Genomic DNA, 11,821 nt, shown 5'->3' with positions numbered 1-11,821 from the left:
ATGATGATCTCGCCGGCGTGGTAGCTCTTGTAGAGGAGCTTCTCGGACACCGGGTCCTCGACCAGGCGCTGGATGGCCCGGCGCAGGGGCCGGGCGCCGAGGGTGGGATCATAGCCCCGCTCGACGAGCAGCAGCTTGGCCGCATCGGTGAGCTCGAGCCCGATGCCCTGGGCCTCGAGCTGGGAACGGGTGCGCTTGATCATCAGGTCGACGATGATCGTGACCTCGGGCTTCGACAGCTCGTGGAAGACCACCGTCTCATCGATGCGGTTCAGGAACTCCGGCCGGAAGTGCTGCTTCAGGGCGTCGTTGACCTTTTCCTTCATCCTTTCGTAGGTGACCGCCTCGTCGGACTTGCCGAAGCCGACGTTGGCCTTGCGCAGGTCCTGGGTGCCGAGGTTCGAGGTCATGATCAGCACGGTGTTGCGGAAGTCGACCGAACGGCCCTGGCTATCGGTGAGCCGCCCCTCCTCGAGGATCTGCAGCAGCGTGTTGAACACGTCGGGGTGGGCCTTCTCGATCTCGTCGAAGAGCACGACGCTGAAGGGCTTGCGCCGGACGGCCTCGGTGAGCTGGCCGCCCTCCTCGTAGCCCACGTAGCCGGGGGGCGAGCCCAACAGGCGGCTGACGGTGTGCTTCTCCATGTACTCCGACATGTCGAGGCTGATGAGGCTCTGCTCGTCGCCGAAGAGGAACTCCGAGAGGGCCTTGGCCAGCTCGGTCTTGCCGACGCCGGAGGGGCCGAGGAAGATGAACGACCCCGACGGCCGCTTCGGGTCCTTGAGCCCGGCCCGGGTGCGGCGGATGGCCTGGCTGACGGCCCTGATGGCCTGCTCCTGGCCGATGACCCGCTTGTGGAGCTGTTCCTCCATGTTGAGGAGCTTCTTGGTCTCCTCCTCGGTGAGCCGGTACACCGGGATGCCGGTCCAGATGGAGAGGACCTCGGCCACGGCCTCCTCGTCGACCTCGTCGAAGAGGTCGACGCCGGATGCCTTGATCTCGGCCTCCTTGGCCTCCTTCTGCCCGAGCAGCTCCTTCTCCTCGTCGCGGAGCTTGCCCGCCTCCTCGAAGCGCTGGGCCTCGACGGCCTCCTTCTTGCGCTTCACCACGTCGGCGATCTTGTTCTCGAGGTCCTTGTAGTCGGGAGGGGTCTGCATGCGCTTGATGCGCAGCCGGCTGCCGGCCTCGTCGATGAGGTCGATGGCCTTGTCGGGCAGGTGGCGGTCCGAGATGTAGCGGTCGGCGAGGTTGGCCGCAGCGACGAGGGCCTGGTCGGTGATGGTGACCCGGTGGTGCTCCTCGTAGCGGTCGCGCAGGCCCTTCAGGATCTCGATCGTGTGGGCCACGGTCGGCTCCTCGACCTTGATGGGCTGGAAGCGACGCTCGAGTGCCGCGTCCTTCTCGAGGTGCTTGCGGTACTCGTCGGTGGTGGTGGCCCCGATGGTCTGGAGCTCACCGCGGGCGAGCATGGGCTTGAGGATGCTGGCGGCGTCGATGGCGCCCTCGGCCGCACCGGCTCCGACGAGGGTGTGGATCTCGTCGATGAAGAGAATGATGTCGCCCCGCGTGCGGATCTCCTTGAGCACCTTCTTGAGGCGCTCCTCGAAGTCGCCGCGGTAGCGGCTGCCGGCCACGAGGGCACCGAGGTCGAGGGTGTAGACCTGCTTGTCGGCAATGGTCTCGGGGACGTCGCCGCCGGCGATCGACTGGGCCAGGCCCTCGACGATGGCGGTCTTGCCCACGCCGGGCTCACCGATCAGCACCGGGTTGTTCTTGGTGCGACGACTCAGCACCTGCATCACCCGCTCGGCCTCCCGGGTGCGCCCGATGACCGGGTCGAGCTTCTTCTCCCGGGCCAGCTGGGTCAGGTTGCGCCCGAACTGGTCGAGCACGAGCGAGCCCGAGCCCGAGGCCTCGCCCGAGCCCCCGGGGGTCGAACCCGCCTTCTCCGAGCTGCCCGAACCCGACGCGCCGCCGGGACCCGAGTAGCCCGAGAGGAGCTGGATCACCTGCTGGCGCACCCGGGACAGATCGGCGCCCAGCTTCACCAGCACCTGGGCGGCCACGCCCTCACCCTCACGGATGAGGCCGAGGAGGATGTGCTCGGTGCCGATGTAGTTGTGGCCCAGCTGCAGGGCCTCGCGGAGGCTGAGCTCGAGGACCTTCTTGGCGCGCGGCGTGAACGGGATGTGCCCGCTCGGCGACTGCGTGCCCTGGCCGATGATCTCTTCGACCTGCTTGCGCACGGCCTCCAGCGAGATGCCGAGGGACTCGAGCGCCTTGGCCGCGACCCCCTCACCCTCGTGGATGAGGCCGAGCAGGATGTGCTCGGTCCCGATGTAGTTGTGGTTGAGGAGGCGAGCCTCCTCCTGGGCGAGGACGACGACACGGCGTGCCCTGTCGGTGAATCGTTCGAACACCTGGTTTCCTCCCTCTTCAGGGCCCCGACGGCCCGTCGCAGGATTCGTGGGGTGAGCCTACCGCCCCCTCCACCGTCCCGGCCCCCCGGGATGGCGAAGGGGGCGGTCGGCTCCCTCCCTGCTTCTCCTCCCCTCCTCCATCGGCCCCGTCCGGCGCCCGGACATGGGCCATCGCGCCCATATCGGTTGCATCGCGAACCCGCTCGTGGCCGCGCCCGGCCCCGGTGTGAGATGTGCCACCCCCGGCGCACCCGGGTCGAGATCGCCGGCGTTGCGTCGCGGTGTCGCGCCGTCGCCACACCGCGACGTCGTTCCGAGGGACCGGGAGGGGGATGAGACCCGGATCAGAGGGTGACGTCGCTCTCGGTCCACTTGCCGAGGCGGGGCCGGGCCCAGGAGGAGAAGCGGTCGAGCACCTCGGCCGCCGTCGGGGCCACGATGATCGACGCCCGGACGTCGAGGGCGAGGAAGCCGTCGGCCACGGCCCGGTCGAGCAGGGCGGCGGCAGGGGCCCAGAAGCCGTTGACGTCGACGAGGCCGACCGGCTTGTCGTGCACCCCGAGCTGGGTCCAGGTCATGGTCTCGAACACCTCCTCGAAGGTGCCGATGCCGCCGGGCAGGGCCACGAAGGCGTCGGACAGCTCGGCCATGCGGGCCTTGCGCTCGTGCATCGAGCCGGTGACCTCGAGCGAGGTGATGTCGCGCTTGGCGATCTCGACCTTGTCGAGGAAGTCGGGGATCACCCCGATCACCTCGCCGCCGGCGGCCATCGCGGCCGTCGCGACCCGTCCCATGAGCCCGACGGTCCCGCCGCCGTAGACGACGCCGATCCCCCGCTCGGCCAGCAGGCGGCCGGTCGCGTCGGCGGCGGTGACGTAGGTGGGGTCGGTCCCGGGGTTGGACCCACAGAACACGCAGACGCGACGAAGCTCCATCGGGCGATCCTGCCAGCGATGGGACAGTCGTGGCGGTGGGTGCAGCCGTCGCTGTGCCCCGGCGCCCGTTCGCGCCGTTCTTGGTACGAGCTTGCGCCGTTCTTGGTACGAGAACCGGTGAGCTCCACCGGATCCTGTACCGAGAAACCGTTCGCGCCGTTCTTGGTACGAGACTCGGTGAGCCCCGCCAGATCCTGTACCAAGAACCGCGCGAGAGCTCCACGTCGCGGCCCGGGGCCGATGCGGGTGGCGGCCCCGGCCCGGGTCGGCTGCGATGCTGGCGCGGTGCACCGCCCTGCGTCGCCCCTGGAGCGAGGCGTCCTCGGCGGCCTGGCCGGCTTCCGCGCTGTGGTGTGGGTGTGGATGGCCACGGTGCTCATCGTGTCGCGATCGGAGCTCTCGCGGCCCGCCCCGGCCGTGGCCCTGTGCCTGCTGGCGCTGGCCCTGACCGCTGCGCTGGGAGCGGCCTCACAGTCCCGGCCCGGGCTCCTGCTGCACCCGGCGGCGGTGGCCGTCGAGGTGGGCGTGGCCACCGGGCTCCTCGTCGCCGACGGGTGGGTCTACGGCGGCTTCCACCGCCAGTCGCTCGGCTCGGCCTGGCCCCTCTCCGCCGCCCTCGCCGCAGGGATCGCCCTCGGGCCGGCCGGCGGTATCGCGGCCGGGGTCACCCTCGGGCTGGGGCGCTGGGGCGGCACCCACCTCGATCAGATGGGATCGCCCGGGCTCCTGTCGCTGCTGTCGACCACCGTGCTCTACGCCCTCGCCGGCGGCGCGTCGGGGTTGGTCATGAACCGTCTGCGGGGCGCGCAGGACGAGATCGCTGCGGTCCGCGCCCGTGAGGAGGTCGCCCGCACCCTCCACGACGGCGTGCTCCAGACCCTCGCCGTGGTGCAGCGCCGCGCGACCGACGGCGAGCTGGCCGAGCTGGCCCGCACCCAGGAGCGCGAGCTGCGCCAGTTCCTCTTCGGCATCGACCGAGCGCCGGGTGACCTGCTCACCGAGCTGCGCCACGTCGCCAGCCGGGCCGAGGCCCGCGACGGGCTCACCGTCGCGGTGACCGCGGTCGACGAGCCCGGTGCCCTGCCCCCTTCCACCGTGGCCGCCACCGCGGCCGCGGTGGGCGAGGCCCTCACCAACGCGGCCAAGCACGGCGGCGCCCGGGGCGTGGTGGTCTTCGTCGACCCGGGGGACGACGGGCTCTTCGTCTCGGTCAACGACGACGGCAGCGGGTTCGACCCCGGAGCCACCCCCGAGGGGGTGGGCCTCGGTCGCTCGATCCGGGGTCGCATCGCGGACGTGGGCGGGACGGTGGAGGTGGTCTCCTCCCCCGGGCGGGGTGCCGAGGTCCGCCTCACCATCCCCCGCTGACCAGTGCTGCAGGCTGACCGCCTGGTATCAGCACCGCCAGATCATGGCGTCCGCCTCGCCATCCCCCGCTGATCGGTACTGTCGGGCTGTGACGCCTCGACGCGACGTGCTGCTCAGCGGACAGTTCTTCACCGCCGTGGCCGGTCTGGCCGCCATGCGCCGCATCCTGACCGAGCCCTCCGCCGTGCTCCCCCGCCTCGACGACGTGCGCCGCGTGGTCGAGCACCTGAACGAGTTCCCCAACGACATCGAGATCCCGGTGATCGAGCATGAGGTCGATGAGGGCTACACGGCGTGGTCCGAGACCTACGACGGGCCCAACCCGGCCATCGCCGCCGAGGAGCCGATCGTGGCGGCCATGGTGGCAGGCGCGCCCCGCGGTCGCGCCCTCGACGCCGGCTGCGGCACGGGACGCCACGCCGCCCACCTCCACGCCCTGGGCTACGACGTCGTCGGCATCGATGCCACCCACGCCATGCTCGAACGGGCCCGGGCCAAGGTGCCCGGCGCCCGCTTCGAGCAGGCCACCCTGGACGACCTCCCGCTGGCCGACGACACGATGGACCTCACCGTCTGCTCGCTGGCCCTGACCCACGTCGAGGACCTGGGCGCCGCGGTGGCCGAGCTGGCCCGGGTCACCCGCCCCGGGGGCTGGGTCGTCGTGGCCGACATGCATCCCGTGACCGTCCTGCTGGGCGGGACGGCCGGCTTCACCGACGTCCGGGCCGGGGCCCTCGCCCATGTTCGCAACCGGCACCACCCGCTCAGCGCCTACGTCCGGGCCGCGCGCGCCGCCGGGCTGGAGGTGGTCGACTGCGAAGAGCCGGTGATGGACGAGGCGGTGACGAACCACCCGGCCTACGGCTTCGTCCCCGACGCGGTGCGCGAGGCCTACACCGGGATGCCCCTGCTGGTGGTGTGGCGCTTCGTGCGCCGGGGCTGAGGGCCCGTCGACCGAAATTGCGTACCTGAATCGCGCCGGGCGCGACTCAGGTACGCAATTTCCCGGAGCTCGGATCACGACACGGCCCACCCACCCGGACACTGCCGCCCTGGTGCGGCCTGGCTGCCCACCCTGGTGGAGGTTTGCTCGAGCACGAGCTGGGACGAGGAGCTGTCGCCGCGCTCGCCTCGGGTCAGATGCCGTCGCGGCCGAAGCCGGCGCAGACCTCGGCGCCGAGGGCGAGGTAGGCGTCCTGGGTGCCCCGGTCGAGGCGGTCGAGACCGTCGATGCCGCCCGCCGCCAGGACCGGGTCGTACGGGATCTTCACCACCGCCCGGGTGATGCCCTCGAAGTGGGTGACCATCCCCTCCACGTCGACGGCGAGGTCGTTGCGCGCCGCGTTGACCACCGTGACCGCGCTGCCGACGAGGTGCTCGGCGCCGTGGCGGTGCAGCCACCGCAGCAGGTGGTCCGCGTGGCGGGCCTGGTCGACGGCCGGCCCGGTGACGATGACGAGCTGGGTGGCCATGTGCAGCACGGCCCGCATGGCGTCGTGGAGCACGCCGGTGCCGCAGTCCGTGAGCACCACGTTGTAGTGCTGGCCGAGGATGGACAGGGAATCCGCGTAGTCCTGGGCCGTGTAGGCCTCGGAGACCGCCGGATCGGCGTCGCCGGCGAGCACCTCGAGGCGCGACGGCGCCTGGGTCGTGTACGCCCGCACGTCGGGATAGGAGTGGATGCCCTCGCGGGCATCGAGCAGGTCGCGCACCGTGCGCTGGGTGTCGGTGCTCACCCGGTACCCGAGCGTCCCGTAGTCGGGGTTGGCGTCGAGGGCGACCACGCGGTCGCCGCGCTCGATGGCCAGGGTGTGGCCCAGCATCAAGGTGGTCGTCGTCTTGCCCACGCCCCCCTTGGTCGAGAGCACCGCGATGCGCTCGCCCCGCCGCGCCGCCAACGGACGGTTGACCCCCTCGCGCAGCCCGTCGCGGCTGGCGTCGGTCGCCGACGGACCGGGGTTCACGTTGCCGGCCGACAGGCGGTACACCGCCTTGCGCCACCCGGCGCGCGGCACCGCCTTGGGGACGGGGATGAGCGTCTGCGGTTGCCAGAGCCGGTCGAACGCCGCCGGGGAGCTCGCGGGCGGAGCCGCGGCACCACCGTCGGCCGGGGCCTGACCGGTGGCGGCGTCGGGGGCGGCGACTCCCGGTGCGGCCGCAGGCTCCGGGAGCGGAGCCCGGGCCTGATCCGGGGCCGTCCCACCATCACCCGGGCCGGGGGAGGCCGGAGGGGAACCGGCAGGCGTCGCAGGGGCCGCAGGCACCGTGGGCGGGACGCCGACCGGCTGGGGAGGGGCAGGGACGTTGCCGGTCGTCGGAGCCGGGCCGTCGGCAACCGTTGGGCGAGCCGTCAGGAGGGGATCGGGCGGGGGGGCCGGAGGTGGGCCCGCGACGGTGTGGTCGACATCGTCGTCCGCGGCGGAGCCGGGATGGGGGTGAACGGGATCAGCCTCGGTCATTCAGTGCCTCCGGACGGGATGACCCTCGCGTACCGCCTCGTCCCACCCGGCAAACCTCCGGGCGTCGACCGGCGATCAGCCGTCGGCATCGACGCCGGAGCCCGCCGAGGGTGCGTCGGGCGGGCCGGCCGGCGGCTCGGCGTCCTGCGGCACCCGCACCCGGAGGGCGCCGGGGCGGATCCCGTAGCGGAGGGGGGAGCGCAGGGTGGCGATCTCGCCGTCGATCGCCACCAGCAGCTGGTGACCGTGGGCCTCCACCCTCACCACGTCCGAGCAGACCGTCTCGAGCGTCGGCGTCGACGACGCCCCTCGGGTGACCGAGGCGAGGGCCATGCGGGCAAAGCCCAGGCGGGTCTCGACCATGGCCACGAAGCAGCACAGCACCCCGTCGGCGAGGCCGGTACGGGCCCCGACCCCCTTGGGTCCGACCTCGTAGCGGTTGTTGCCGATGAACACGAACGGTGAGCGCAGGTGCCACTGCTCCCCGTCGGCCGAGATGCGCAGGCGCCGGTTCGGGAACCGTCGCAGCACCCGGAACGAGGCGACGGGCACGGCCCGGACCTTTCCCCACCCGCGGCTGGAACGGATCTCGTCGCGCAGGTCGACCATCACCGGGTAGACGCCGATCGACGAGTTGTTCACGAAGGTGCGACCGTTGACCTCAGCCAGGTCGACCGTCGTCGTCTTGCCTTCGACGGTCACCCGGGCGGCCTCCGCCAGCTCGAGGGGGATGTCGAGGTCACGGGCGAAGTGGTTGAAGGTGCCGAAGGGCAGGACGCCGAGGACGGCGTCGGTGCCCTCGAGGGCGGTCGCCGCGGTGCCGAGCGACCCGTCGCCACCGGCCACCGCGACCACGTCCGCACCCCGCTCGGCGGCCGCCGTGACCGCCGCCTCCAGCGCGGCGCCGACGACGACGGCGATCCGGGGCTGGTGGCCGAGGGTCGCAAAAGTCTCGGCGACGCGCTCGCGCTCGGCGTCGGCCTCGGCGCTCTCGACCGACCCCGCTCCACAGTTGACGACGACCTCGATCTGCACCGCCCGTGACCGTAGCCTCGGTTGCGCGCGTGGCGACACGGTCCGACGGCCCGCCCAGCGGCCGGTTCCGACATGGGAGACTCCGTCGATGGCCAAGCTCGACGCGGTGCGGGTGGTCGTGGCCGACGACCACCAGATCTGGCGGTCCGGTCTCCGGGCCGACCTGGGTGAGACGTTCCACGTGATCGGCGAAGCCGCGGATGCCGACGAGGCCATCGAGGTCATCGGCCGCACACAGCCCGATCTGGTGGTGTGCGACCTGCACATGCCTGCCGGTGGCGGCATCAAGGTGGCCCGCACCTGCGGTGAGGCCACGCCGATCGTGATGCTGACGGTCAGCGAGGCCGAGCGCGACCTGCTCGACGCCGTCGCCGCCGGAGCGGTGGGCTACCTGGTGAAGTCCACGCCGTCGGCCGAGCTCCGCACCGCACTGTGGAAGGCGGCCCAGGGCGAGCCCGTCTTCTCCCCCAGCCTGGCGGCCCTCCTGCTCGGCGAGTTCCGACGCCTCAACAAGACCGGCGGGGCCGCCCAGGCCCTCTCCGAGCGCGAGCGCGAGGTCCTCCAACACGTGGCCCGGGGCCACACCTACCGCCAGATCGGCGAGGAGCTCTTCATCGCCGAGAAGACGGTGGAGAACCACGTCCGCAACATCCTCGGCAAGCTCCACCTGTCGCGGAAGCAGGAGCTGATCCGCTACGCCCTCGAGCACGGCATCGAGTAGGCCCGCCGAGGCGCAGGGTCAGCCCACCTCCGCGAGGTCCTCAGGGGCGACGGGCTCGGAGTGGGCGTCGAGGTGCCGGCGGACGACCCGGTTGAAGGTGCCGGCGTGCTCGGCTTGCACCATGTGGGCCCCGCCGCGGATCACGACCAGCTCGGCGCCGGGGATCCGCTCGGCCAGCTCCTCGGAGTCGCCCCTGGGCGTGAGGATGTCCTGGCTGCCCACCGTGACCAGCGTCGGCACCCGCAGCGTGCCCAGCTCGTCGGCCAGGGCGTCGTCGGTGGCGAGGATGGCCCGGGCTTGGGCCGCGAAGCCGTGGGGCGGGACGTTCACCACCAGCGGCGCGAGGATGGCGGCGAGGGGCCAGATGCGGCGCAGCGACCGCTGACCGAGCAGCCACCGCACGTTGTCGCGGACGAAGGTGCCCATGCCCTCGGTCTCGGCCGTCTCGACCCACCGGCCCAGCAGCTCGCGCCGCCACGGCAGGTGCCGGCACGCAGTGGCGGCCAGGGTGAGGGACCGGACTTGATCGGGGTTCCGCACGGCGAGGATCTGGGCCAGGATCCCGCCCATCGACACGCCCACCACGTGGGTCGAGGGGTGCCCGGCGGCGTCGAGGACCGCCACGGCGTCGCCCGCCATCACCTCGAGGTCATAGGGGCCCGGCGGCTTGTCCGAGCTGCCCACGCCGCGGTTGTCGAAGGCGATGCAGCGGTAGCGGGCGCCGAAGGCCCGGCGCTGCATGATCCAACCCCGATGATCGGCGCCGAGGCCGTGCACCAGGAGGAGCGGCTCGCCGTGGCGGGGCCCCCACACCTGGTAGTGGAGCCGGGTCCCGTCCTCGGCACGTACGTAGGTCACCAAGCGAGGCTAGGGCGCTCCTGAACGCCCTCGACAAACGGTCGGACCCCATCGCTCCCCGCCCGAGACCCGACCCCTTGCCAACCGGACGCGATCCCCGTCGCCCGGACGACGGATTCCGCGACCTGTTCGGATGCGGTGCCCTGTCCCCCGGTCCGACGGCCGACCCCCTCCGAAGCGGTCGCGATCCTCGTCACCCGGACGACGGATTCCGCGACCAGTTCGGGGGCGGATGCCCGGTCGGACCGGGACAGGCCGAGACCGGTCCGGGGGCCGGGCTAGAGCCAGCGGGGGCCGGCCTCGTCGAGGAGGGTCTGCACCCGGGCCCGGGCGGCGTCGACCAGCTCGGCCACGGCCAGAGGCCCCTTCCCCGGCGGGTGGTCGACCGGCTCGCCCACCAGCAGCCGCCAGCGGCGACCGACCTCGCGCCCCACGAGAGCGACAGGGATGACCGCGGCGCCGGTGGTGAGGGCGGGGGCGAGGGCCTCAGCGGCCAGCGGGCCCGCCCGCTGTGGGCGAAGGTCGCGCCCGAGCGGCAGGGCCACCAGGGCGCCGGCGCGGAGCACGCCGGTGAGCTCCGATGGCCGGTCGACGACGCCACCGAGGGCTCGGCCCAGCGTGGCGAAGGGTGCCACGTCGACGAGCCCGGCGGTGCGGACGTGGCGGCCGGTGGCCTCCCGGACGCCGCGGGCCAGCACCACCGGCTCGGAGATCCCGACGGCCCGGTTGTGGACGAGCACGGCGGGCCCCGAGGCCGGGAGGCGGCCGGTCATCTGGGTCTCGACGCTCCACCGCAGGCCGACCGCGGGCGCCAGGAGCGAGATGAGGTCCGGGTCGAGGCCCCAGTCGTCGACGTGGTGGGTGCCGTCGAGGCGCCGGCGCAGGATCCGGGCCGCCGGATCGCCCGCCACCGCGCCCCCACCACGTCCGGCCGTCGCGCTCACGCTGCCCCTCGGTGGGCGACGTCGAGGTGCACGACCTCGGCCCACTCGTAGAGGTCGTGGACCACGTCGACGGTGCGGCGCACGGGGTCGAGGCCCAGCACCTCCTGGCCCATGGCCCCGTCCGCGCCCCGGCCCCGGGTGAGCAGCTCGATCACGTGTCTCGGCAGCGGCGCGCCCACCAGCTCGCAGGCCAGCCGGGCGGCGACCCACCCGAGCCCGACGGTGGGCAGGGGGATCCGGTTGCCGAGCCGCACCGCCTGTAGCGGGGTCACCGCCCCCGGTCCCACCACGTTGACCGTCGCGTCGAGCCCGGTGTCGAGGGCCCGGACCACCGCGGCGGCGGCATCCTCCTGGTGCAGCAGCGAGAACGGCGGATCGGCCACCGCCGAGATCGGCACCGCCGGCAGGCGCAGGCCGCGCCCGAGCGGGCTGGGGATGTGGGGCCCCACGACCGGCGCGAACCGCAGCACCGTCAGGGCGACGTCCGCGGCCCGGGCGGCCTCGCTCGCGATCTCCTCGGTCTGGGCCAGGATGCGGCCCCACGCCGTGGTCGGCTGGGGCAGGACGCTCTCGTCGGGGCGCTGGGGCCCGCCGCGGGGCCGGCCGTAGACCTCGATGCCGCTGCGGACCACGATCCGGTCGAGGGCCGGGCTCTGGGCGGCGGCGCCGAGGGCGGCGAGCGCCGAGGCCTCGGTCATGGCCAATGCGGTGCGCCCCGAGGCCCGCGCACCCGGCTCGTAGACGCCGAGGTGCACCACCGCGGTAGGCTCGAGGTCGCGCACCACTGCGACCGTGCGGTCCCGGTCCCGGGGGTCGACGAGGTGGAACTGCGCCCGGGGGATCCGACCCCGCGGCGGGCCCAGGTCGAGGCCGACGATCTCCTCGATGCGCTCGTCGGCCTCGAGCAGGTTGGTGACGCGCGTGCCCAGCTCGCCACCCATGCCGGTCAGCAGCACCCGGGTGCCCATGCTCAGGCCTCGCCGTCGGGGGCGACGGCCCCGATCTCATCCTCGACGTCGAAGGCCTCGGGGCGCTCGAAGGCCTCGGGAGGTTCGGGTCGCATGGTCGGGAACAGCACGAC

Annotated in this window: 10 protein-coding genes; 3 read left to right on the top strand and 7 right to left on the bottom strand. The window is 72.9% G+C overall.

The genetic code is table 11. The features are described 5' to 3' along the window. Window positions 1-2,420 (bottom strand): ATP-dependent Clp protease ATP-binding subunit (locus VNL12_RS12400; protein WP_325594997.1); only part of this gene is annotated, 2,420 nt, incomplete at its 3' end. Between the two features lie 344 nt (window positions 2,421-2,764). Further along, on the bottom strand, window positions 2,765-3,355 hold the full coding sequence (locus VNL12_RS12395) for a TIGR00730 family Rossman fold protein (RefSeq protein WP_325594995.1): 591 nt from the start codon (window positions 3,353-3,355) through the stop codon (window positions 2,765-2,767). Window positions 3,356-3,640: 285 nt separating this feature from the next. On the opposite strand from VNL12_RS12395, the gene VNL12_RS12390 reads away from it, so the two are divergent. Both VNL12_RS12390 and VNL12_RS12385 read left to right on the top strand, forming a co-directional pair. Further along, the gene (locus tag VNL12_RS12390; RefSeq protein WP_325594993.1) at window positions 3,641-4,723 is read left to right on the top strand and encodes a sensor histidine kinase; all 1,083 of its coding nucleotides are present in this window, start codon (window positions 3,641-3,643) and stop codon (window positions 4,721-4,723) included. 88 nt (window positions 4,724-4,811) lie between these two features. Beyond that, window positions 4,812-5,666, top strand: a complete 855-nt coding sequence (locus VNL12_RS12385) for a class I SAM-dependent methyltransferase (protein WP_325594991.1) — start codon at window positions 4,812-4,814, stop codon at window positions 5,664-5,666. A 193-nt stretch (window positions 5,667-5,859) separates the two neighbouring features. On the opposite strand, the gene VNL12_RS12380 is transcribed toward VNL12_RS12385, so the two are convergent. Continuing rightward, on the bottom strand, window positions 5,860-6,738 hold the full coding sequence (locus tag VNL12_RS12380; RefSeq protein ID WP_325594989.1) for a MinD/ParA family protein: 879 nt from the start codon (window positions 6,736-6,738) through the stop codon (window positions 5,860-5,862). 519 nt (window positions 6,739-7,257) lie between these two features. Then, a complete protein-coding gene (locus VNL12_RS12375) occupies window positions 7,258-8,217 on the bottom strand; it encodes a diacylglycerol/lipid kinase family protein (protein ID WP_325594987.1) in 960 nt (319 codons plus the stop codon). A gap of 88 nt (window positions 8,218-8,305) precedes the next feature. Between VNL12_RS12375 and VNL12_RS12370 the strand changes: the two genes are divergently transcribed. Next, entirely contained in the window at window positions 8,306-8,938 is a 633-nt protein-coding gene (locus tag VNL12_RS12370) for a response regulator transcription factor (RefSeq protein ID WP_325594985.1), read from the top strand. Window positions 8,939-8,956: 18 nt separating this feature from the next. Here VNL12_RS12370 and VNL12_RS12365 read toward each other — a convergent pair whose 3' ends face one another. The 3 genes from VNL12_RS12365 to VNL12_RS12355 form a co-directional block, all read right to left on the bottom strand. Then, window positions 8,957-9,796 (bottom strand): alpha/beta fold hydrolase, encoded by an 840-nt coding sequence (locus VNL12_RS12365; RefSeq protein WP_325594983.1) that lies wholly within the window; start codon window positions 9,794-9,796, stop codon window positions 8,957-8,959. Between the two features lie 278 nt (window positions 9,797-10,074). Continuing rightward, window positions 10,075-10,740: a hypothetical protein gene (locus VNL12_RS12360; RefSeq protein ID WP_325594981.1), complete on the bottom strand. Its 666-nt coding sequence runs from the start codon at window positions 10,738-10,740 to the stop codon at window positions 10,075-10,077. After that, a complete protein-coding gene (locus VNL12_RS12355) occupies window positions 10,737-11,708 on the bottom strand; it encodes an NAD-dependent epimerase/dehydratase family protein (RefSeq protein WP_325594979.1) in 972 nt (323 codons plus the stop codon). The genes VNL12_RS12360 and VNL12_RS12355 overlap by 4 nt, the downstream gene beginning before the upstream one ends. Window positions 11,709-11,821: the final 113 nt, after the last annotated feature.

The sequence above is a fragment of the Iamia sp. genome, from assembly GCF_035575815.1.
Lineage (GTDB): Bacteria > Actinomycetota > Acidimicrobiia > Acidimicrobiales > Iamiaceae > Iamia.
Note: the sequence above shows the minus strand (reverse complement) of the source record. Positions and strands in the feature narration are given on the sequence as shown.

What these genes read in the sequence shown, in the direction of transcription:
- VNL12_RS12355 (WP_325594979.1), bottom strand. Translation starts at nt 11,708, where the DNA reads ATGGGCACCCGGGTGCTGCTGACCGGCATGGGTGGCGAGCTGGGCACG.
- VNL12_RS12395 (WP_325594995.1), bottom strand. Translation starts at nt 3,355, where the DNA reads ATGGAGCTTCGTCGCGTCTGCGTGTTCTGTGGGTCCAACCCCGGGACC.
- VNL12_RS12370 (WP_325594985.1), top strand. Translation starts at nt 8,306, where the DNA reads ATGGCCAAGCTCGACGCGGTGCGGGTGGTCGTGGCCGACGACCACCAG.